Here is a 23509-nt window from a genome sequence, read left to right on the forward strand (position 1 = left end):
TTTTTTCATTTGCACCATAATAATTAAAATCAAGTATTATGGATTTGCAAAATATTTCATTTGAAAATTTACCACAAGCAGTCGCCTTCTTAATTCGTGAACTTGCTGAGATAAAGCATCTGGTATCAAAAGAAGATGTTGTTATACCTCTCAAAAAAATTCCAATCGGAATAGATGAAGTAGCATCCTTAATCGGTAAAGCGAAACCAACCATTTACACTCTTGTTAGAGAAAGAAAAATCCCATGCTACAAAAACGGTAAGAAACTATATTTTTTTGAAGAAGAAATACTGAACTGGATTTCTAAAGGCAAGAAAAAGACCTTGCAGGAAATTACCGAGGAATGTGAAGCGGATTTTAAGAAAAATCGCAGAAGACAACATAACTAATAAAAATGCGATCGATGTCTAACGAAATTAATAAACTAAAGCAAAAGCTTATTTGGCAAATGACCGGGGAGGAATTAGTAAGTTTATTTAAATATGAAAATATTTATATAACAAATCGTACAAAGAGATCCTTGCAGCAAAATAAAATAATTGATGAAAAGTATGTGTATGGTCTTAAAGGTATAGCCAAGTTATTTAATTGCAGTATTTCATCTGCTATGAGATTAAAAAAGAGCGGTAAAATTAAAGATGCGATCACTCAGGAGGGGCGAAAAATTGTCCTGGACGTTGAGAGAGCTTTAGTTCTAATTAACAATGAATATGAACTAATAAACTGCAATAAAGAAAAAGATGATGTCGTTACAAGATAGCAGTCAGAAAATCATTCGCAAGGAATTTAAAAATGAAAGAATTCCTGAGAGTATAAGAATAGGCAACCATTTTGTTGATGATTTTATCTTTGATGAAAATAGTCAAGCCGCCAACATTCCCATCAATGCGCTAAGGGTTATATTTAATATAATCTCTATTATAAGTAATGAACAATTCAGACCTGAAGATCGTCCGAAGCAACTCTCTTTGTTCGATGATGATTTTGAGACTGAAAATAATACTTTCGCCCTGCTTAAAATTAAGAATAGCAAAATTTCTCCCAGTGGCTCAACAAAGCAGGTAATTAATGCCTATGAGTTTTTAGCAAAATTTAAGATGGGATGGTATAAGTCCCAGAATAGAAAAGGTAAGGAAATCAAAACTTTTGCAGGACTTATATCAACACCAACCTACGATGAAAGAGGCTACACATCTTTTCTTATCAGCAGTTATTGGCTGAAGAAATTAATTGTAATACCGGAATATAATTATATGCTTTATCAGTTGGTGTATAATATTAAAAATAATAAACATATCATATTTGCAATTTGGCTGGCTAAACTTCCATCAACTGGCACTGTATTGAAACTGTCAACATTTAATTCGAAGTTTGACTTAAATTATCGAACAGCAAATGATTTTTGTTTTAAATTTTTAAAACAGGTTAAGGGCAGTCTCGATAAATACAGTACAGTGTCATTTAATTTCAAATGCAAAGGAGAAAACATTGCAATTCATCCATATTCCACTGAAAAAATTCAGGAAGCAGATTTGAATATAGATAGCGAACACTTGTTCATCACCTATCGAATTAATTATTTTAAAAAAAGGTACAGATTGCAGGAGCAGGAAATGCTGCAGTTCGCATATCATTATCGAAATATATTACAGACAAGAGAGCTGATAGAGAAATCTTACAATTACTTTATCAAAAAAAATAGAAAATTAAAACTACGATCCTCTGATTTTAGTGGTAAGGTATTTTTAAAGGAGATACAACAACTTATGATAGAACTTTACCGGGACACAAGAATGGGAAAATTTCTTCCGGATGGATATCCCGTCATTTTTTAATTAATCTAATATTTTATTTACAATGAATTGTGAGCAAATAAAACAAAACGTCAGTATCAGGACGGTTATGGAATCCTATGGTCTATTCCCTGTAAAAGAAAACAAAAGAACAGCATTTTATTTTGCATTAGATAGACAAGAGAAAACAGCCAGCCTGTCTGTAGATTTCATTAAGAATACAGCTTTTGATTTTGGAACAGGTAAAATATATGATGTTATATCAATAGTTCAAGCTATTAATAAATGTAATGTTTCAACAGCGCTTGAATATTTAAATAAGCTTGATTTTTCGCCTACAATAGATAATGTGGTTGAAACAAATGATGGCTTTACTTATAATGTTTTAAAAACAATCGATGTCGAGCATCCTGCGTTGCTAGAGTATCTTAAGTCAAGGGGAGTTTTGAATTGTAAAAGTCTTATCAAAGAGATCCATTACAAAATAGAAGATAAATATTATTTTGCGATTGCTTTTTTTAATAATTCAGGAGGTATTGAAGTCCGTAATAAATATTCTAAAATCTGCCTCGGACCAAAAGATGTGACGTTAATAAAGAAGGGAAATCAGCAAAATAATGAAATTGTTGTATTTGAGGGCTTTTTTGATTATTTGTCATATAAAACGATAGAAGATGATAAATTTTCTTCAGATGCAGATTATTTAGTCTTTAATTCAACATCGATGCTCTTAGCGGGAGATAAAATACTAAAGAAATACAAAAAAATATCTCTATTTCTTGATAATGATAAAACGGGAAAAACTGTCGTAGAGCAGATCCGCAACAGCTATAAAAATGTTGAAGATTTTTCCTGGATGTACCAACATTATAAAGATTTGAATCAGTGGCTGATAAGGTGATGATGTTTTCAGTAAAGACAAAACCGCTACTTAATAGTAGCGGTTTCATTTTGAAATTAATCTTATTGAGTAACCCATCCTGGCACTCCGTTCACACTTTTTAATATAAAGGTTCCATTTGATGGGGGAATAGGAATTACTTCAGTTGCAAAACCAAAGCTGCCATCCGCTTTGGCTACAACTTTTTTGGTGTAAGCTGGATCTCCGTCTGCATCGGGCATTTGTGAAGGTGTAACACTCAGTTTTCCATTGATATTGAGCCATCTTTCAGAAAAATCTCCAGAGATTAGCGCAAACTTATAGTCTGTATAATTGTTTGTAATGCTATCCCAAAAATTTGTTGAACTGGTGGTTACTGGTGTTGAATGAATTGCCAGCTTATTACTAATACTTCTATTTCCAGATGCGGGGCTTCCTGCACCGACACCAATAAAAACATTATTAGATCCAGTTCTATTGCCTGTACCCGACAGATATCCTATAGAAATATTATCATTGCCTGATGTGATATATGACATTGCTCCTGCACCGATTCCAATATTCCTGTTTCCGGAAATTGTTCCATTAATAATACCATTTAGTGCTGATACCCCCGCTCCATAATTTAGTTTTCCAGTAATTTCTCCTTGAGACATTGCATAGGCACTGGCCGAATTCCCTTTTCCGGAAGTTATGTTTGAGTCCGTTGCAAAAATTGAGTTGTATTCACCGGCGATAGTGCTTCTAGATTTACCGATGATATAATTTTCTTTTTGATCAAAATCAAGCTTCAGATTATTTTTTACAATAAGTTCCAGCGTGGAAGTATTACCTGTTTGAGAGACAACTTCCAATGGATCACTTTGAAGTAATGGAACCCATTTTTGACCGTCGAAATAATATAGACCTGACTTTTCAAGATGAACAGATTGCCCTGATAAATTGGTGGCAGGTGATAGAACGAAAACTATTGCTCCCTTCTGTGCTGTAGTGTAAGTTTTTGTTGCCAATTGATCTCCACTAATTCTTGGTAGAATGATCCCATCGAAATGATTGGCATCATCTGGTTTGCCTACTACTTCTAAGGTAGCTTTAGGCGTTTGAGTATTGATACCGACTTGTGAGAAAAAGTTGGCACTTATCAATAAAAAAAATAGTTTTAGAAAGTTGTTTTTCATTTTGTTATTTGATTATAGTTCACTATGTTTTTAGAATCTACTTTTGTGGTATAGCTATTTGGAGTGAGGTTTGATCCAATTTGAGTAGCCTTGCACTTCACCAGTGGCGTTTGAGTTTATCATATTTAAGTTTCCTGCAATAATATATATGGTATTATTTTGAAGCAGTACCGGAATTACATAAGTTGAATTTTCATTTTGCATAAAAACTATATCTTTAGGAAAGTATCCGATTTCGTTGCATATTCCCGAAATATCAAATAAAACATCATCTAAAACATTAGGTGCATCAGATGCTCTGCTAATTTCAAATTTTATATTCACTATCCCTTCTAATTTCCTTAAAGTTACCGAGCCTTTAAAGCCTCCATATTTTTTTGTTCCTATCGAATAATGTTTTGAGGATGTTAAGTAAACATTTTTGTCAGACGAAAGATTAAGAGGCTCAGACCACTTTGATGATTCTGTCAGAACATCATCATTGCTGTTATCAAATGACAGAATAATTCTATATTCTATTGGTTCCTTTTGATTGGATATAGATTTCCACGAATATCCGCTAAAGTAATATAGCCCTGGCTCTGTAATATCAGCTACCTGACCTGATAAGTTTGATGGTGCAGTGGTGACAAATATAACAGCACCTTTCTTTGAATAATTGTATGTTTTTTTCTGCAACTGATCTCCCGTAATGCGTGGGGGGAGAATTCCATCATAATGATTGATGTCTTCTGCTTTTCCTACAACTTCAAAAGTAGTCTCAGGAGATGAGGTGTTGATTCCTACCTGAGAAAACAGAAATGAATTAACACAGAAACAAAGCAGCATAAAAAAGTTGTTTTTCATCAGTAATTCTTTTGTTAAATTATTTTACAAAATTCATATTTAACCGTATTACTGCTATTAAACTAATTGTTATAAATGGCGGAGTGAACTTTTATGATTGTAAAAAGTCATAATTGAATATTCAAAAGTTTTATTCAAGGCGATCTATGATTAAGAATTGAACATATGTGACCATTGAGTTTATTTTGTCGCCTATGACTATGTCATTTAAAAGTATAATCGGTTTAAGCAAATTCTTCAATTCGGAAAGGCGCTCATTTTATTTCGGAAAAGCACTCTGGATATTTCGGAAAAGCGCTCCTAAACCCAACTAGTCGGACGAAAATTATCTCTTTTATACTATTAGATTCGGAAACGAACTCTTTACATTGTCGAAATTTTGATAATTGTGGATAAATACTGAATGTTGGATTGAAAAATTCGGAAACGCACTCATTCGTATTTTGATTGATGTTCGGAAAAGCACTGATCTCTTTTTCGGAAAAGCGATCATCTATCTTTCGGAAACACACTCATTCTTAAAATCCTCTCAAACAGCTGCTGCAGGATAATAGTGGAGTACAGTAAAAGTATTTCTAAAAATATATAAAAGTTCTTTTTTCTCTAAAAGGAATTTAAGCTTTTGCTTTTAAAGAAAAAATATAATCTTTTAGTACAAAAATTATGTCTTTACATCTTTACAAATAAACCGATTGTAAACAATATGTATTGCAATTAGTTTGATATTATTCACCAGTGTAAATTGATAAGTTGATTTAATAACTGTGTTTTTGTTTTTACAATTGCAAATGTAGAAAAGAGGCTTTCTCACAAAAAAATCTTTTTGGGTATCTAAAAAATTTTCTACACCAGTTCCGATAATTTGTCAGAAACTCCTAAATCCTTCGGACAAAAATATTTCAAGCCCTGAAAATAAATATAATTAGTGACTCTTTTTCCTTGGGTTTTATGCGCCTGCTCTTTTTCTATGGTCATAAGCAAAGAAAAACCGGAACCTCAGTTATACAAATCAATTCAACTTATGCTCTTTGACATCTTCGGAAATATCAAAAAAATATATAAATAATCATTTCCAATTAGGAAAAACAATAGAGAAAACCGAGTGTCCTCGATACCAAATCAATTCACTCAAGAAATTTTTAGAAAACGAAAATAATTTTAAACAATTTAAATTCAATTATTATGAACATCGTAGGCAGAATTACAAAGAATGCGGAAGTTAACGCATTAGCAAATGACAGACAAGTTGTTAATTTTTCAGTAGCTATAAATGATAGCTTTAAAAATAAACAAGGAGATAGAGTAGAACAGACCACATTTTATAACTGTTCATACTGGATTAGTTCTAATGTAGCTAAAATTCTTACCAAAGGTACTTTGGTAGAGCTGACAGGAAAACCAAGTGCAAGTGCTTGGATAGGAAAAGATGGAGAGATTCGTTCGGGTCTAAATTTTCTCACATCATTTATTAAAGTTCACGGAGGAGGAGGTAAGGCGGATGTTAATACTAATTCAACCATCGAAGCCAAACCACAAACAGCAAGTGCTTTAGTCGGAGATAAGGATGATGATTTACCATTTTAATTTAAAATTTAAACAATGAAAATATCAAAAATTCCTACAGATTATCTTTTTATCAAATCCATCGATTCAAATGAATTTAGTGATTTTGCAATCATTCATACTACTGAACAATGGAGAGAATTATGTACTGAAAGATTGGACTCTGTAAAACCTTTTGAAAATGATACTTTTTTCAAATGGCTTAATTATAAAGATGAAGCAGTTGATTTTTTTAGGTTTACGGATGAAAGCTTCTCTGAAATTAAAGATTGGTTTCAAAACAATGATATGTTTTTCGTGGAAACTAATGAAGAAGAAATCAGTCAATTGAAACCATTGGATTTTGTATTAAACTGTTATCAGATGCAGGTTTTTACTGATGGTACTGCCATTTATAATGCTTTTGAAAAGCATTTGGGTACTGAATATTGGACTCTCCAATTTTCTCTGAACGAATTAACACAGACAACTTAATTGAAAGCTATGCAGACCAATTTTTTTAGACAACTCGCCAAACTTAATTTAAAAGGTGACTTGCAGTTGATACTTCGACCAACAGAAGAAAATGGCTTTGTTCTATCCATATTGCTCAATAATGAGCAGTGTGGAGACGAAGCAAGAAAATTGATTCCACCTGTTAATTTAAAGGGAACAGCAGAAGAGCTTGATAACGGATTCTTTGAAACGGTAGGCACACCATTACAGACTGCTTCGGGTTTAATGGTAAATATGGAAAGCTTTATGAAACAGATGGAAGAAGCCAAGAAGAAATCTGCAATGGAAAAGGAGAAAAGTGATAAGGAGAAAAAAGAAAAGGAAACAAAGGATAAAAAATTTACTGAATCCTTACAAAAGGCAGTGCAATTTGAAAAGGAGGGCAAATATAAAGATGCGTGGTCTGCTCTACCTAAAATTTCAGATTATCCCGATAAGGCAGATAACATCAGGAAAAAGCAGGAACAATATGAAGTCCATCTTGCTCCAAGTCTTTTTTCCGAGCCACAAGAACCACAAGAAATTTCCAACATTTAAATATAGATTATGTTACTCGCAACACAATTAGAACGGGTTTTCATTCTGAAAGATAATGGACAGGATATTCGCCTGACAGACCCCGAACCAAAATGGAGTGTAGAAGCAGTGATGAATTTTTATGCTAATAATTATCCAATTCTTACCACTGCAAAGGTTTCCGCTCCTCTGATTAAAGATGACACTATTCAATATCAATTTGAAAGTGTAATGGGAACTAAAGGATAACAGTTTATGAATTAAATCAAAATTAAGATGAATGCAACAAAATATTATAAAAGGAAAAATAGTAATTCCGGAAGAAAAAAAACAAAAACAGGTTCATCAGCAGGTAGGCGATTTTATGAAATGGATGAAGCAGGAAAAAGACAGTTCGGAAGTACAGAAAGACCAGAGAAAGTCTGTCCCATTGGCACAAATACCAATGGTTTTCTGAAAACGGCTTTTCTGCCAAAGCTTAAAGAATGTAGCACAACATCAAATTTGTCAAAATCAAAAACAATAAAATTGGAGAGGGATTTTTATAAATCCCTTTCCCAAATGTCAGAGCATTATAATCTTTCTCAATCTGATCATAAAGATTTTGAATTTCCATATAACATCTCACTATCTCTGAATCATTGCCGAAAGCAAATGAAAACGAGTATCAAAAATTGGCAGGATATTAAATTGGAGCACAAAGGTAACTGCCTATATTTTGTGAGCGAAGAAAGAATCAGTACAGGAATGACTCTTTACTATATTCCTGTCGTTCCTCTTCATAATATGCTTCATCATAAGAAATACAGAAAAACAGCTCAAATGCTACTTTCTGTATGCACTTATCTGTATCGGATTATTGATATTCCTTATTACAGACAGGAAGCTTCATACTTATTTTGGTTATATGAAATGCTAAGCGACTGGATTGACCAAGATGAAGAATTGGATGAAAATTGTGAATATAAAAAGCAATTACAACAGGCTGAATTAATTGGTGATATTATGGAGCAGAAGATTGCATCTATCAATAATTTGTCATTTTTTCAACAGCGTGTAACTTCATTTAAAGCAAAAGATAGTTTTGATGTTGAATGTTTGAATCTTGCTAATAAAGCTTTCTCCTTATACAGCAAATTTCCCGAAGAACGCATCTATAGAAACATACATTTTAATAATAATAAGGACTTCTCTAATGATGATGAATTCGATTACGATGAAAATGATGAAGCCGTTATTTCAATGGATAAATACATTTCATTTTTTGCTGATGATAGAGGATGGGCATATCAAAGTATTATCGATAGTGTAAATAATGAATTCAATGAATATGCTGAAATTCAAGAACCTATTGTTTTCAAAGTTTTTGATGGGAAAGAAGTTTCAGATAACAGTCTGGATTTTGAAAGTGAAGTTTTTGAAATTCTTAATCAGCTTGCAGGAATACTTGGCGACTTTTCAAGTCTATAAATCTTAACTCGAATTAGTTATGAAACGAAAAAATAATAATATTGAAGCAAAAGATGTAACAGAAGATTTTGAAAATCTTTATCATCCAAAATCAGCATTAGTTTTCTACGAAAGTGATGATAAGCTTTCTGATATGTACGTTGAATATTTTGATATGGATGAAGATGGCAGTCCCATTAATGCACATCCACTTACAACCAACGAAGCTAAATATTTAGCAAAAAGACTTAAAATTCAAAATTGCAGAGAAAAAGAATTTCTTAAACCACAGGGAATTATTTCTTCTAATATTTTACTCATCGACAATTCAGAAAATGCAAAAGTGATTTGGTACACAGAATTTTCAGAACGAGAATTATATTTTTCTAAGGATTTGGAAATACCAAATGGTACAGCGAAAGTACCATCCTTAATTTGGTGTGCTGATAAACTGCATTTGAAGATATTTGCTGTTGATTACAATCAGCGACCAACAGAAGAGACTTCGCTATATCACGCACCATTTTTTAACATCTATGATAACGGGAGTGTTTGTATGGGGAACGTTGATACTAAAATTAAAAAGTCAGCTTCCTTGGAAGAATTTACGGCTACTTGGGAGCATTTTTTTTTCAATTCCTATTTCAGTCACTTAATGTACAATCATAATCCTATAAAGGGAAATTGTGTCTCGCTTTGGAAAGACCTTGTTCAGAACAGAAAGGATTTTCCAAATGATGTGCTTATAAAATCTAATCTTAAATTAAAAAACCTACTGTAATGAATATTCAAAATAATTCAATTGTAAATAATAAGCCAAGAGTTCATTTTACCTATAGTAATTTTATTCAGCCGACAAACCCAATATCTATAAATCTGATAGGGGCAGGAGGAACGGGTTCGCAGATGCTTACTGCTTTGGGCAGAATAAATTATGCGCTTAACGAAATGGATCATCCCGGACTTTCTGTAATGTTATGGGATGATGATAGGGTAGAAGAAGCAAATCTCGGCAGACAGCTTTTTGCTGAAAGCGAACTTGGACTTAATAAAGCGACAGCATTAATCAACAGGACAAACCGATTTTTCGGAACGGCTTGGAAAGCGGAGACTAGAAAATTTCAAAGAGACGCTTCGGACAGGATTACGAGTAATATGACCGCCAATATTTTTATTTCCTGTGTCGATAATGTGAAAACAAGATTTGAAATCGCTGAGGTTTTAAAAACTTTGGATGATACTTATATACATCGTAATACAGCAAAATATTGGATGGATTTTGGAAACAGTAAATGTACAGGACAGGTATTACTCTCGACAATCGGAGATATTAGACAGCCTGATTCTCAAAAATATGAAACGGTTTCCAATCTTGCTTTTATAACCGATGAATACGGTGATTTATTGAGACAGTCAGAAACAGTAGATGATACTCCAAGTTGCAGTTTGGCAGAAGCACTTGAGAAACAGGATTTATTTATTAATTCTTCTTTAGCCCAATTAGGAGGCTCACTCCTCTGGAATTTATTTCGAAATGGGATGACCGAAAACAGGGGATTTTTTCTGAATCTTCAAAATTTTAACTCACAGCCTATAAAAGTTGCCTGATGGAAATCGGGTGGCAAAAATGCAATTTCTCCTATGGTCGAAAACGCATTTTTGCCTATATGGAGCAACCACATTTTAAAATATACCTATCTAATTCCATTCCTAATATTTTAAAAAAAGGTTGCGGACTTTTTAAATTTTATCATATGATTGTAAAATTAATTTATTTTTAACTCATTGTAATATAGTTTGTTATTATCTTTATGGTAATTAACCTTGAAAACAATAATGCAATGAGAACACGTGCTAAAGAGAACGGACTTGAAGTGACCTGCGTTGCAGGAACTTCAGCAGTGATACTTTCGATTGATATGCCCCAACAACAAACTGAGGGACTACTGGGATTTTCTATCGAAAGAGAAGATTTGATAGAAAATGAAAAGTACTTTTTAAAAGGATTTAAATATTTTGAAGAAACTGTTGGGAGCGCAGTAAAAAATGAATTATTCAGCAGCTTTGAGCATCCTATCCAATCATTTATGTGGGAGGATTTTACTGTAAAATCAACCTACGATTATATCTACAATATAATTCCTGTATATGGAAAGCCTAAATTTTTAGAGCATAGACCTGGCTGTAAAATCAAGGTTAATATTCCCGACGAAAGTACTTCAAAACACTCAGTGTATTTTAACCGTGGGGTAGCGGGGAGCCTAGCATATGCTAGAGAGTTTGGGAATATCAGACCTTGGTCAGAGGGAGTATCTGAAGAGAATTCTTTGAGAGCATTAAAGTGGCTTGGTAAGGGCTTGGATGATGGCTTCAAACCAAAAATGGGACAAAATGTTCATTTCAAGCCATAATTAATTAATATTTAATGAGTTAATCTTAATCATATCGAATGGTGGTTTCTCAATATCAATTACAAAATCATACTCCCCATGCATATTAACATGCTGCCAGGTCATTATACAGCTATTTTTCATTAATTCTATATTCTCTTGTATTTTCTCCTTCTGCTCAATTTCGGAAAGTTTATTTGAGATAAAAAGATAGTTCCATAAGATAATTGCATTTTGAATTAAGTGCCTGCATGCTACAGCAATTTCTTGCTCTTCTTTTGTCTCATATTTAAATTCCTGATTGTTGCCAAAAAAAACAGCTTTAGCAAAAAGATGTGATAGTTCAATTTTATTCAATTGTTTTTCAATGTTTTGTCTTAAAGAAGGTTCATCAAAATACCGTAATAAAAATAAAGTTTTATGAATTCTACCAATTTCTTTCATTGCTTTATATAAAGGATGTTGCTTTGAATAAGAGCTTAATCGTTTCAAAATAATAGAAGCCTTAACTTCTCCCAACTTAATTGAACATAATAATCTCAATATATTTTCCCATTGCTCTTTAATGATGCTCTCATCTATATACATACTTTTTGAAGGAAGAATTTTATAACCTTTGCTTTCATAAGTATTTCTTGGAAAATCTTTAAATGTGTATAAAAGTTGATCATTGTAATTTTTTATTCTTGGAGCAAATAAAATTCCTAAAGAATTGCATACCCCAAATATGATTTCACTATATCCATGAGTGTCTGTAGAATGCATGTCACTATCTATATCTTTGTTATGAAGAAGTCCATCAAGTATATATCCAGCTTCTCTTTCAGAAGCACTAATTACACTGTTATAAAAAAGCTTACTTTTTTCATCAATAAAACTATAAGCGGAAATACCTTTTCCGGTTCCAAAATATTTAAAAGAATGAGTTGCATTGATTGAAGGAACAGTTACGTTAAATTTTTGTCCATCACTTGAAGTGTGTAATGAATCTTTTTTCTGAAGGTATATTTTGGGTAGTGAAAGTTTGTCCGTAATTTCTAAAATCATTTGATTCGCTTCATCAATATTATCCCTACTAAAAAACCATCTTACTACATATTCTAATTTATCAGCTCCGATACCTGTAGATATTTTACACATTTTCCTTACACCAATATTGCATCCTAAAGCTATAACTGCTGCATAAATAATATTTCCTGCAGGAGAATCTTTACTTGATTTTCGACTGTAGTGTAGAAAAGAGGAAGTAAAATCTGTCGAATAATTTATGTCTGATAATATTTTTGTAAGAGGAATATAAACATTTTCTCCAATAGCCTCATGAACAAAATGACTTGTTACTTCGGTCAATTTTGGGGTGGTTACTCTTGGTTTATTATCTTTCCCAAACTTTAGGTATTCGTTCGTTAGAATATTTTCGTTGGTTTTTTTATAATGCTCAACCAAATTTTCTTTTAGAAGTAGCAGAGCATCTTTCATTTCATACATATGATTAATATTCGCTCTTTCAATCAATTCTTTTTTTTCCAAATTCCATCGGTTGTATCCAATTAAATAATCATCAATTGATTTATACTTATCAGAAAATCTAAGATTAAGCGTACCACCTTTTATATGATTAGCAGCCTCTCGGAACAAAAATATTTTATACATCTGCGGATTAAATTCGCCATTCTCAGTGAATAACCATTTCTGTTCATTTTTAGGAATAAAATCACGAGGTGCCGTATGGGTTATTTTTCCATTTTTAGCTTGATAATTTTTAATAACAGATATCATATTGGAATCAGACATTTCAGTATTGAACTCAAGCATTAATAGTATTCCGGCAACTCTATTATGAATTTTTCTATATCCATTATTCAGCTCCTTAAAGAATAATTCTTCTTTCAATGCAGCAGTTCCTAAATTTTCAAGTTTATCAATTTCCTGAATAATATCATCATGTAAAGAATGATTTTCAGAAGTGAAAATATCTTTTATTAAACTGAGTTTTTGAGAATCTACATACTGATTAGTGAAGATTATTTGCTTTACCTTTTCTAATTGTTTTTTCGAAGAAAAAATAATATTCCTAATTTTTGCCAGTTGTTTTTGTTTATTAGGTTTTAAGTCTTTCTTTAAAAAGTCGTTTGCAATAGACTTATTGGCATTATTATAATATTTTTGAACAACCTGAAGAAAGATGTCAACGAATGCATCCTGACGGATTCGATACTGATAAATAATAAATGATACTATGTAAAGTCTTTTTCTTTCAATATCTCTAATACTGTCAAACTGTATATGCTCTGCTTTTAGTACCCAAACAGCATAATAATTTAATATACCTGAAATCTCATTTAATTTAGTAATATTAGAAAGATGAAAATGGATATCCCGGATAATATTGAAATCATCAATACTCTGTTTAATTTTTCTCGGAGTTATTGTTTGAATAACCTTTTTTAATTTAGTTATTAAATAGGGATTCTTAGAAGTTACTTCGTCATTGTTGGAAGGAAGGTTCATCATTTCATCCAATAATTTTTTTTGAGTTATACTAAGATTTTTATCGACCAGGTTAACTAAGTTTTGTTCAAATACATTTAAAGATTTGGATATGGTCTGGGCAAAAATATAATGTTTAGGCTGTTCAATTTTTTTTTCTTCTAAAAATGAAATTAGAGAATAAAAAATTTCTTTTGGTCTTTGCGGAGTTTTAACTAATTCTAAAGCTTCTTTTTCAAATAAAGTGATACAATCAGAGAAAGCACGATATCCGAATTTATTTAAAATAAAAAATCTATGCTGAGTATATAAAGATCTTTTATATTCTGTAATGTCTATCTTATATTCTAATCCACATAATTTTGAAACATAATTTATATCTTCTTCTCTAAACTGGCTTGGTACAAAAAATTTTTTTTGAGCTAAAAAATAACCTTTTTGGAGAATATATCCGACAATCGTAATGTCTTTCCTTAAATTAGGTTCAAGATTGTTGTCAAACTCTAATGTAAACAATACTTTTTTTTCATCGATTGTTAATTCAGCGGGATTATCGAAAAGCTCAACATCTTTATCTTTTAAAAGATTTATTCTAGGCATCAGAAATATTTTGTGAATATAAATATATTATAAATTTGTAAATCCCAAAATTAGACTATAGTTTAACATTGGGATGAAAATCAGAGTGTAGCCATACAATTTAACTGAAATGATTTTATCCCAAAAATACCCATCCTAAAATTGGGAAATTTTATTTATAATAAATATAAAAATGAAAGCAAGATATATCAGGGTATCAACCTTAAATCAAAAAATTGAAAGACAGCTAGAAAGACAGTATTCTGCTGAAAAAATTTATATCGATAAAATAAGTGGCTCAATTCCATTTAATCAGAGACCTTCTGCAAAGGAACTTCTCAATGACATTGGAAAAAGTGAAATCCACTATATTAGCGTTTCTAGTATAGATAGACTAGGAAGAAACACGCTTGATGTTTTACAGACAATTGAGAAACTGCACAAAAGTAATATTTGTTTAAAAGTAGACAACTTAGGCTTGGAAAGTTTGGTGGAAGGGAAAGAGAATCCTACATTTAAATTGATAATAAGTGTTTTAGCAAATATCGGCGAAATGGAAAGGAATTCCATACTGGAACGGCAAAGAGAAGGAATCCAAATTGCAAAAATCAATGGAACTTATAAAGGGAGATTGAAGGATACAGCAGAATCTACAGAGGAGTTTTTAGCTAAATACCCAACTGTCATTAATTATTTAAAGAGAAAAAATCCACCAACTATTATTGAGATTGCAAAACTAACTGATTGCTCCAAAAATACGGTTCAAAAAGTCAAAAATAAAATAAAAGCATTTGTTATTTAAGCAATTGCTTAAATAACAAATATATTCTATATTTGTAAGATGGATATTACATGTATCAGGCAACAGGCAGATGCTCAACAAATAGTTCGTTGCAAAGAAAGGGTTTCAGAATTAAATACTTCTTTTGATCAACTATCAAATGGACTTGATCTTGTTGGTAATAAAGTAAGACTAAAAATTCTTTTTTTATTTTTTGAAGAAAAACGGCTGTGTGTTTGTGATTTGGCTGATATTTTAGGAATGACCATTCCAGCAATTTCTCAGCATTTGCGAAAACTCAAAGACCGTAAACTAATTGAAACGGAAAGAAAAGCACAAACTATTTTTTACTCATTGACAATAGAGTATGAAAAAATGTTGACCCCATTTTTTGAAATACTTGATGATAATAAAATTTTAGAAACAATATGAAAACGGACAACAGACTAATCGGCACTGGACTTTTGACAGCAATTGCAGCTTCATTATGTTGCATTACACCTGTTTTAGCTCTAATAGCAGGGACAAGTGGGGTTGCTTCAACTTTTTCTTGGCTAGAACCTTTCCGACCATATTTTCTTAGCTTGACAATTTTAGTGCTTGGTTTTGCTTGGTTTCAAAAGTTGAAACCGCAAAAGAAAATTGACTGTGACTGTGAAATAACTGAAAAATCTAATTTTATGCAAACAAAATCATTTTTAGGAATTATTACCGTTATGGCGGCTTTACTTTTATCATTTCCGCTTTATGCTCACATCTTTTTCCCAAAGACTGAAAGTAAAGCAGCTATTACCCAAACCTCCAAAATTCAGAAAGTTGAATTTACAATTAAAGGAATGACCTGTTCAGGTTGCGAACATCACGTTAAAACAGAAGTTATGAAACTAAAAGGAATTGTGGAAGTTGTGGTTTCTTATGAGAAAGGCAATGCCATTGTTAAGTTTGATAACAAACAAACAAGTATTGCAGAAATCGAAAAAGCTATCAATTCGACTGGTTATAAATCACTAAAAAGCAAAATTATATCATAATGGAAATTAAATTACAATCAACTATAACTTGTCCAAACTGCGGATCCCAAAAAGAGGAAACAATGCCAACAGATGCTTGCCAATACTTTTATGAATGTGAAAATTGTAAGACAATATTAAAGGCATTAAAAGGCGACTGTTGCGTGTATTGTAGTTATGGTACTGTAAAATGCCCACCAATCCAGTTGGGAAATGTATGTTGTAAATAAATTGAAATTTTATATTTAAAGAGCCGATTCTTAATAAGAATCGGCTTATTTAGTTCTGGAAACATTCATATTATTTAATCTAAAGTGGACCCTTTCATTTTCTGAAAGGGAGTTTCTTTTCTGGATTATTTTCTTCCTTCGCAATAATATATAAATCAACTAATTAAACCTCAAAGTGTAAATTTTGTCCCATTTTTGGTTTGAAGCCAACTATTGAAAAATTACATCAGAATAAAATTTGTTTAAGGGTAGATAATTTAGGATTGGAAAGTTGGATAGGGGGCAGAGAAAATCCAACATTTAAATTAATTATAAGTGTTTTAGCTAATATCAGTGAGATGGAAAGAAATTCTTTATTGGAAAGACAAAAAGAGGGAATTGCCATTGCAAAAGCTAAAGGAACCTATAAAGGGAGATTAAAAAACACAACAGAATCAGCAGAACAGTTTTTATCAAAATATTCTGGTGTTGTTAATTATTTGAACAAAAAAAATCCTCCAACTATAATTGAAATAGCTAAATTAACGGACTGCTCAAAGAATACAGTACAGAAAGTAAAGAAGTACATGAAAAATTAGTTTCAAAAACAGTCATAATTTTCGTATTAAAACATTAATAAAAATATTTTGATCACAAAATATATCGTAACTTTGCAGTATTGAAAACCTTCAGTAAACATATTAGTTTCATCATTTTATTATGTTTGGCATTTTTTCTAATACCAAATATAGGATTTGCTTGTACGAAGGAAGAAATAAAAAAAGAGCAAAAATCCTGTTCAAAAAACCAATCTACAAAAGCAGAAAAAAAAGATTGTTGTAAAACAAAATCCTGCAAAAAAGATAAAGACCATAATGATTGTAATGGTAAGTGCAAGCACAGTTCCTGCAGATGCAGCACTTCTTCATCTTCTTTAAGCCTACCAATACCAATAGATTTAAAAACTACAAACCATTTTGCTGAAATTAAAAAGCAAAAATTCGGTTTCAAACAAGCCTATTACTCTTCGGGATACTCATCCATTTGGCAACCTCCTAAAATAGGCTAAAATGATGGCTTGTCAGCCATTATTATGTCTTGTCGAAAACTAAATCCTGTTTTCGCAACCCTTTCGTATATCTTATTAAATTAAAAATTTTCAAAATGAAATCAATATCAAAAATATTGATGGTAGTCACCGTATTACTATCAGCTGTAAACAGTTTTGCACAAATCAAAAATGCAAAAACAGAAAGCGTAAAAATATATGGCAACTGTGAAATGTGTAAAACAAACATAGAAAAAGCAGGAAACGTAAAAAATGTAGCTATTGTAGAATGGAATAAAGACACCAAAATGGCTACACTCAGCTATGATGATAAAAAAACAAATCAGGATGAAATACTGAAACGTATTGCTTTAGCTGGTTATGACAGTGAGAAATTTTTAGCCCCGGATGATGCATATGCAAAATTATCCGGATGTTGCCAGTACAACAGAGAATTAAAGCCAGTAGCAAAATCTAATGATACAGGGATGGATATGAAAAACGAACACGCAAACCATAACCACAACGAAATGGCTAAAGCAAATGCTGCCGAAACTCCAAATGCACCGCAACTGAAAGCCGTTTTCGAGAACTATTTTTCAGTAAAAGATGCCTTAGTAAAAACGGATGCAGTTACTTCTTCTGCAAAAGCTAATGAATTGGTAAAAGCCATCAAAGGAGTGGAAATGACAAAGCTTTCTACTGAAGAGCATACCGTTTGGATGAAAGTAATGAAAGACTTAACGGTTAATGCCGAAAAAATTGCTATTTCCAAAGATGCTGCTAAACAAAGAGAAACTTTCGCTTTGCTTTCAAAAAATATGTATGAATTAACTAAGGTTTCAAAACAAGAAAAAGCTGTTTATTATCTGCATTGCCCAATGTATAACAATGGCAAAGGTGCTAATTGGTTGAGCAAAGAAGAAGCGGTTAAAAATCCATATTATGGTTCTCAAATGCTTACCTGTGGTAGTGTTCAAGAAACAATTAACAGTAAATAAAATTACACCGTTATGGAAAATACAGAAAACAAACACGATATACAACACCACACCGCAAGTGAAGGGCATAACGCTAAACATTCTTTAGCAATGTACAAACGGTTTGCTGTAATGGCTGTAGCAATGTTCGCAGCAATGTATTTCATTATGTATGCTATGATTGACGGGTTGAACAATCTTATCCCGAACATCAATAATTTATATATGACCCTGCTGATGGTTTCGGCAATGTTGATTATTGAATTATTGATAATGAAAGGAATGTATCAAAACAAAAAAATCAATTGGGCAATCATTACATTTTCCTTAGCAATTGGGATTTTCTCTTGGTTTGGCATTAGGGAACAAATCAATGTGGGCGATAAAGAATTTGTAAAAGGAATGATACCACACCACGCAGCAGCCGTATTGATGTCCGAAAAGGCAAAGCTTACAGACCCCGAACTTATAGAATTACAAAAAAATATACTCGAAACACAGGCAAAGGAAATAGAATTTATGAAGCGAAAGCTGAAAGAATTTCAAAACAAATAAGTCACTAAAATTTCTTTAACAACATTAAATAGCATTAAAATGAAAAATATATTTTTCTCAATCATCGCATTAGCAGCAGTTCTTACAATTACAGTTTCCTGCAATCAGACTTCCAATAAAAACAGCGACCAACCAGCTAAGGATACGACATCAATAGCTGAAACTCAAAATGTGCCATCATCAACTCAAAATGGCACTGTAAGCACCGTTGTATCAAATGATACCACAGCAAAAAAAGCTGACCAACCGGAAGAAAAAGTAATAGCGCAAAATTTCTCAATCGCACCCATTGTTAAAGATTATTTGGCTTTAAAAAATGCACTGGTTGCAGATAATGATAAAGCTGCAGCCAACGCAGGCAAAAAGTTGTTTAGCACCTTGAAAAATGTAGATATGAAAGCCATACCTGCAAACAAGCATAAACAATATATGGAGATAGCGGAAAATGCAAAAGAAAATGCCGAACATATTGGCGACAATGCCGGAAAAATAGACCACCAAAGAGAACATTTAGCATCACTAAGTAAAGATGTTTCAGACCTTATTGCACTGTTCGGAACTACCCAAAAATTATATCAGGACTATTGCCCGATGTACAATGATGGCAAAGGTGCTGTTTGGATCAGTGAAGCTAAGGCTATCAAAAATCCTTATTATGGCAGTAAAATGCTTACCTGTGGTTCTTTAAAAAAGGAGTTGTAAAATGAAGAAAGTATTAAAGATAATTTTAGCATTAGTGCTGTTTATTTTTATTGCGATACAATTTTATCAGCCTGCCCTCAATGTTGATAAAGGGCAGGTTTATACAACCGATTTTTCCCAAGTCTATAAAATGCCTGTTGAAGTAAAAACAATTCTGCATACCTCTTGTTACGATTGCCATAGCAACAATACCAACTACATGTGGTATGATCATGTACAGCCTGCAAGAACAATGGTAGAAAATCACATCGAAGATGCAAAAAAAGAGTTAAACTTCAATGAATGGGGTTCATACTCAAATCGGAAACAGGAAAGATTATTAAACTCAATTAAAGAACAAATCGAGACTAAGCAAATGCCTTTATCATCATACACCATGATGCACAAAAATGCAAAGCTGAAAGATGAGCAAATTAAAATATTAACCAATTGGCTAAAAGATCAGCGATAAGTTTCATTAAAAAAATAGTAAAAATGGTTATACCCAAAAATATCAGAATAAGGTTGTTGTATATATTTTTTATACTGTTATATTCGCAATCCCTTTTCGCACAAAAAATAGTGCGATATGAGCTGTATGTAAAAGATACCCTCGTAAACTATGCAGGCAAAGAAAAAAGAGCCATAGCCGTAAATGGGCAGATACCAATGCCTACACTCACTTTCACAGAAGGCGATACAGCCGAGATTATAGTACACAACCAATTAAAAGAAAGTACCTCACTGCATTGGCATGGAGTGTTTTTACCCAATAAGGAAGATGGAGTGCCCTGGCTTACGCAAAAGCCCATTAAGGCAGGCACAACCTATACCTATCGTTTCCCTATAATACAACACGGAACACACTGGTATCACTCACATTCGGGCTTGCAGGAGCAAATTGGGATGTATGGCAGTTTTATAATGAAGAAAAAAAATGATGATAAAACCTTTAGAAAAGGTATAGATGATTTACCAACCGTACCCATCATATTGAGCGAATGGACAAATCTTAATCCCGATAACATCAACCGGATGTTGCATAACGCTAATGATTGGGCAGCTATTAAAAAAAACGCAACACAGTCTTACGCAGAAGCAATTAAGGAAGGTCATTTCAAAACAAAAGTAACCAACGAATGGAAACGGATGCTGGCAATGGACGTCAGCGATGTATATTATGACAAAATTTTAATCAACGGAAATAATACTGCCAATTTAAAAACCGTTGACGGCAAAACTCTAAAAGCGGGTGACAAAGTGCGTTTACGTGTGTCAAACGGTGGTGCTTCATCGTATTTTTGGCTGCGTTATGCAGGTGGTAAAATTACTGTAGTAGCCAATGATGGCAACGATGTAGAGCCCGTAGAAGTTGATAGATTAATTATTGCAGTTTCTGAAACCTACGATGTAGTTGTCACCATTCCGGCTGATGGTGTAGCTTATGAATTTTTAGCTACTACCGAAGACAGAACACAATCGGCAAGCTATTTTGTGGGCAACGGTATTAAGCAATTGATTTCCCCACTTCCCAAATTGAAATATTTTGAGGGAATGAAAATGATGAACGATATGATGAAGATGAATGGCGATCTGGATGATATGGGAATGAAAATGAGCTTGAATCAAATGGATATGAACGTAGTAATGTATCCTGAAATTACCGGAGATGGAAAGCAAAAGCAAGATCATAGCCAACACAATATGAATATGGATAATGATCCCAATCGCTACAATGCAAACGCTTTAGGGGATATTAAAACCCTGAATTACGCAATGTTGCAATCTCCTTACAATACCTCGCTTCCCAAAGATACTCCGGTGAAGGAATTGAAATTTACCCTTACTGGAAATATGAATCGCTATGTGTGGAGTATGGATAATAAAATACTTTCAGAAACCGATAAAATACCTGTGAAAAAAGGAGAAATTCTACGAATTACTATTCACAATAACTCAATGATGCGCCACCCAATGCACTTACACGGATATGATTTCAGAGTTATTAATGGGAAAGGCGAAAAATCCCCTCTTAAAAATGTTTTGGATATAATGCCAATGGAAACTGATACGATTGAGTTTTTAGCGAACGAAGAAGGAGATTGGTTTTTCCACTGTCATATCCTTTATCATATGATGTCGGGAATGAACAGGGTTTTTGCAGTGGATGATTATCAAAATCCGAATTTACCTGACAAAAAACAATCATATAATATGTTGCGGAGAGAGAGTAATATGCCACACTTTATGGCTCAAAACGATTTCGCTACCAATGGAAATGATGGTGATGCAATGCTTCAGAATGCAAGATGGAGTTTAGGTACAGAATGGCGTTTAGGCTATAATGATATGCACGGTTATGAAGTAGAAACTCACTTAGGACGATACATTGGTAAAATGCAATGGTTTATGCCATTCATCGGTTTTGACTGGAGGTATCGTAAAATGGGTATGGATGAGCACGAAACCAATTTATTCGGACAGAAAAACGAGAAAGATACACGTAGAGCCATTAGCTTGGGATTTATGTACACATTGCCAATGTTGGTTAATTTTCAAGCAGAAGTCTATCATGATGGTATTGTACGGCTTTCTTTAATGCGTGAGGACATTCCTATTACAAAAAGATTGAGGGCAGGTTTTATGGTAAATACCGATATGGAATATATGACAGAACTAAAATATATTATCAATAAAAATGTAGGCATTCGTACCCATTATGATAGTGATATGGGATGGGGTGCGGGAATTACGCTGATGTATTGATCTGTATAGCTAAAACTACTATTTTAAGCCGATTTTTAATTAGAATCGGCTTATTTAGTTATGGAAGTATTTCTAAAGTGAACATTTTGTCCCATTTTTGGCTTGAACCCGATGATGCTTTGTTGAACTTTATCAAAAAAGCTGAAGATGAAACATATAGTATTAGAGCTGCTTTTTACGAGTTTGAATATTTGCCCATTTTAGAAGCATTGAAAGATGCATATGAAGATAGAAGCGTTGATGTTAAGATAATTTATGATTCCAGAGGAGAGGAGAAAGCAAATAATCTTGCCATAAATGAAGCAGGCATTCCAAGACAAATTTTAATTCCAAGAAAAGAAGAAGCAAATAAAAGCTATATTGCTCATAATAAATTTATGATACTGCTGAAAGATGGTAAACCTATTGAGATATTATCGGGGTCTACCAATATAACAGCAAAAGGAATTTTTGGTCAATGTAACGCTGCTCACATTATCAGAGATGAAGAGGTCGCTCAAAAATTTCATCAATATTGGGAATATTTAGCACAAGATCCAATTAACGAAGTGTTAGGTAAGCAAACTTTGGAAATTCAAGAAGATATATTGTATGATAATCTTAACAAGGGTATAACCGTATTTTTCAGTCCCCGCGAACAAAAAACTATTCTTAAAACGTATGCTGAATATATGGATAATTCAAAAAGTCTTATTTGTGGAATGTTTCCATTTTCTTTTAGTAAGCATATGAAAGAAATAATAACTAAAGATACAGAAAATCTCAAATACATCATCTTAGATAATAATAGATCTATACATACTACATTAGTTTCAAACGATTATGATAATGTAATAATTTATGGAACTTATTTAAAAGATGGTCTATATGATTGGCTCGCAGAAAAACATTCAGGTTTACTATTGAATGCAAAGCCAAGTGGAGTAGGGACAAATTTCATTCATAATAAAATTATACTTATTGATCCTCTAGGTGAAGATCCTATTGTCATTTCCGGTTCTGCAAATTATAGTGATAATTCAATTTTGAATAATGATGAGAATACTTTGGTAATTAGAGGTGATAAGGATTTAAGTGATCTTTATTTTACTGAATTTGTAAGAATTTTTAATCATTATTATGCGCGATCTAAAGCTTTAGAAATGTCGGGAAAAGTTTCAGGGAACGATAATCCATTGCATTTGAAGACGGACTACCTTGCTTGGGTAAAATCATTCTACAATAAAAATGCATTAAAATATAAGAGAAAAAAAATGTTTGTAGATTTAATCTGTTCCTGATTTACTAGCTGCAGGGACTT

General features: G+C 32.6%; 28 protein-coding genes. 25 read left to right on the plus strand and 3 right to left on the minus strand.

From position 1 onward, the window contains the following. The first annotated feature begins 38 nt into the window (after positions 1-38). The 4 genes from AC52CF_RS04700 to AC52CF_RS04715 are packed head-to-tail and all read left to right on the plus strand — an operon-like array spanning position 39 to position 2694. Positions 39-389, plus strand: a complete 351-nt coding sequence (locus AC52CF_RS04700; RefSeq protein WP_002977250.1) for a helix-turn-helix domain-containing protein — start codon at positions 39-41, stop codon at positions 387-389. A 14-nt stretch (positions 390-403) separates the two neighbouring features. Next, the gene (locus AC52CF_RS04705) at positions 404-760 is read left to right on the plus strand and encodes a DUF3853 family protein (RefSeq protein WP_002977252.1); all 357 of its coding nucleotides are present in this window, start codon (positions 404-406) and stop codon (positions 758-760) included. After that, positions 741-1835, plus strand: coding sequence for a hypothetical protein (locus tag AC52CF_RS04710; protein WP_002977254.1), 1095 nt, complete (start codon positions 741-743; stop codon positions 1833-1835). Before AC52CF_RS04705 ends, AC52CF_RS04710 begins: the two co-directional genes overlap by 20 nt. 22 nt (positions 1836-1857) lie before the next feature. Further along, on the plus strand, positions 1858-2694 hold the full coding sequence (locus AC52CF_RS04715; RefSeq protein ID WP_002977256.1) for a DUF8464 domain-containing protein: 837 nt from the start codon (positions 1858-1860) through the stop codon (positions 2692-2694). A 62-nt stretch (positions 2695-2756) separates the two neighbouring features. Here the strand turns inward: AC52CF_RS04715 and AC52CF_RS04720 are convergent, their stop codons facing one another. Beyond that, a complete protein-coding gene (locus AC52CF_RS04720) occupies positions 2757-3851 on the minus strand; it encodes a phage tail-like protein (protein WP_002977257.1) in 1095 nt (364 codons plus the stop codon). A 54-nt stretch (positions 3852-3905) separates the two neighbouring features. Further along, positions 3906-4697, minus strand: a complete 792-nt coding sequence (locus AC52CF_RS04725) for a phage tail-like protein (RefSeq protein WP_002977259.1) — start codon at positions 4695-4697, stop codon at positions 3906-3908. 1182 nt (positions 4698-5879) lie between these two features. Here AC52CF_RS04725 and AC52CF_RS04730 point away from each other — a divergent pair. The 9 genes from AC52CF_RS04730 to AC52CF_RS04770 all read left to right on the plus strand — a co-directional run bounded on the left by AC52CF_RS04730 (position 5880) and on the right by AC52CF_RS04770 (position 11131). Then, positions 5880-6281: a single-stranded DNA-binding protein gene (locus AC52CF_RS04730; RefSeq protein WP_002977263.1), complete on the plus strand. Its 402-nt coding sequence runs from the start codon at positions 5880-5882 to the stop codon at positions 6279-6281. A 15-nt stretch (positions 6282-6296) separates the two neighbouring features. After that, positions 6297-6734 (plus strand): hypothetical protein, encoded by a 438-nt coding sequence (locus tag AC52CF_RS04735; protein WP_002977264.1) that lies wholly within the window; start codon positions 6297-6299, stop codon positions 6732-6734. 9 nt (positions 6735-6743) lie between these two features. Continuing rightward, positions 6744-7292, plus strand: a complete 549-nt coding sequence (locus tag AC52CF_RS04740; RefSeq protein WP_027383749.1) for a PRTRC system protein E — start codon at positions 6744-6746, stop codon at positions 7290-7292. Between the two features lie 9 nt (positions 7293-7301). Then, complete coding sequence (locus tag AC52CF_RS04745) at positions 7302-7520, plus strand: PRTRC system protein C (RefSeq protein ID WP_002977268.1); 219 nt, start codon at positions 7302-7304, stop codon at positions 7518-7520. 31 nt (positions 7521-7551) lie between these two features. After that, a complete protein-coding gene (locus AC52CF_RS04750) occupies positions 7552-7728 on the plus strand; it encodes a hypothetical protein (RefSeq protein ID WP_002977271.1) in 177 nt (58 codons plus the stop codon). A gap of 104 nt (positions 7729-7832) precedes the next feature. After that, a complete protein-coding gene (locus AC52CF_RS04755; RefSeq protein ID WP_313089809.1) occupies positions 7833-8741 on the plus strand; it encodes a hypothetical protein in 909 nt (302 codons plus the stop codon). Between the two features lie 19 nt (positions 8742-8760). Beyond that, a complete protein-coding gene (locus AC52CF_RS04760) occupies positions 8761-9501 on the plus strand; it encodes a PRTRC system protein B (protein ID WP_002977276.1) in 741 nt (246 codons plus the stop codon). Next, positions 9501-10328: a PRTRC system ThiF family protein gene (locus AC52CF_RS04765; RefSeq protein WP_002977279.1), complete on the plus strand. Its 828-nt coding sequence runs from the start codon at positions 9501-9503 to the stop codon at positions 10326-10328. The genes AC52CF_RS04760 and AC52CF_RS04765 overlap by 1 nt, the downstream gene beginning before the upstream one ends. 233 nt (positions 10329-10561) lie before the next feature. Next, positions 10562-11131: a hypothetical protein gene (locus AC52CF_RS04770; RefSeq protein ID WP_496517910.1), complete on the plus strand. Its 570-nt coding sequence runs from the start codon at positions 10562-10564 to the stop codon at positions 11129-11131. Here the strand turns inward: AC52CF_RS04770 and AC52CF_RS04775 are convergent, their stop codons facing one another. Further along, positions 11132-14200, minus strand: coding sequence for a Tn3 family transposase (locus tag AC52CF_RS04775; RefSeq protein WP_496517911.1), 3069 nt, complete (start codon positions 14198-14200; stop codon positions 11132-11134). 172 nt (positions 14201-14372) lie between these two features. Here AC52CF_RS04775 and AC52CF_RS04780 point away from each other — a divergent pair, with 172 nt between their 5' ends. The 12 genes from AC52CF_RS04780 (at position 14373) to AC52CF_RS04835 (ending at position 23489) form a co-directional block, all read left to right on the plus strand. Beyond that, entirely contained in the window at positions 14373-14981 is a 609-nt protein-coding gene (locus AC52CF_RS04780; protein ID WP_336691082.1) for a recombinase family protein, read from the plus strand. A gap of 39 nt (positions 14982-15020) precedes the next feature. Further along, complete coding sequence (locus tag AC52CF_RS04785) at positions 15021-15392, plus strand: ArsR/SmtB family transcription factor (protein WP_336691083.1); 372 nt, start codon at positions 15021-15023, stop codon at positions 15390-15392. Then, positions 15389-15991, plus strand: a complete 603-nt coding sequence (gene merTP / locus AC52CF_RS04790) for a mercuric transport protein MerTP (RefSeq protein WP_336691084.1) — start codon at positions 15389-15391, stop codon at positions 15989-15991. The genes AC52CF_RS04785 and merTP overlap by 4 nt, the downstream gene beginning before the upstream one ends. Continuing rightward, on the plus strand, positions 15991-16200 hold the full coding sequence (locus tag AC52CF_RS04795) for a GDCCVxC domain-containing (seleno)protein (RefSeq protein ID WP_336691085.1): 210 nt from the start codon (positions 15991-15993) through the stop codon (positions 16198-16200). The genes merTP and AC52CF_RS04795 overlap by 1 nt, the downstream gene beginning before the upstream one ends. A gap of 200 nt (positions 16201-16400) precedes the next feature. Further along, on the plus strand, positions 16401-16778 hold the full coding sequence (locus AC52CF_RS04800; RefSeq protein ID WP_336691086.1) for a recombinase family protein: 378 nt from the start codon (positions 16401-16403) through the stop codon (positions 16776-16778). An 80-nt stretch (positions 16779-16858) separates the two neighbouring features. Then, positions 16859-17248, plus strand: a complete 390-nt coding sequence (locus AC52CF_RS04805; protein WP_336691087.1) for a hypothetical protein — start codon at positions 16859-16861, stop codon at positions 17246-17248. A gap of 95 nt (positions 17249-17343) precedes the next feature. Beyond that, positions 17344-18228 (plus strand): DUF3347 domain-containing protein, encoded by an 885-nt coding sequence (locus tag AC52CF_RS04810; RefSeq protein ID WP_336691088.1) that lies wholly within the window; start codon positions 17344-17346, stop codon positions 18226-18228. Between the two features lie 12 nt (positions 18229-18240). Next, positions 18241-18762 carry a DUF305 domain-containing protein gene (locus AC52CF_RS04815; protein ID WP_336691089.1) on the plus strand — a complete coding sequence of 174 codons (522 nt, stop codon included), beginning with the start codon at positions 18241-18243 and terminating at the stop codon, positions 18760-18762. Between the two features lie 39 nt (positions 18763-18801). Continuing rightward, on the plus strand, positions 18802-19464 hold the full coding sequence (locus tag AC52CF_RS04820; RefSeq protein ID WP_336691090.1) for a DUF3347 domain-containing protein: 663 nt from the start codon (positions 18802-18804) through the stop codon (positions 19462-19464). Position 19465: 1 nt separating this feature from the next. Then, a complete protein-coding gene (locus AC52CF_RS04825) occupies positions 19466-19915 on the plus strand; it encodes a heme-binding domain-containing protein (protein WP_336691091.1) in 450 nt (149 codons plus the stop codon). 23 nt (positions 19916-19938) lie between these two features. Beyond that, on the plus strand, positions 19939-22209 hold the full coding sequence (locus AC52CF_RS04830; protein ID WP_496518206.1) for a multicopper oxidase family protein: 2271 nt from the start codon (positions 19939-19941) through the stop codon (positions 22207-22209). Next, positions 22179-23489, plus strand: coding sequence for a phospholipase D-like domain-containing protein (locus AC52CF_RS04835; protein ID WP_496517912.1), 1311 nt, complete (start codon positions 22179-22181; stop codon positions 23487-23489). The genes AC52CF_RS04830 and AC52CF_RS04835 overlap by 31 nt, the downstream gene beginning before the upstream one ends. Positions 23490-23509 lie beyond the last annotated feature (20 nt).

The sequence above is a fragment of the Chryseobacterium sp. 2P genome (genome assembly GCF_059579425.1).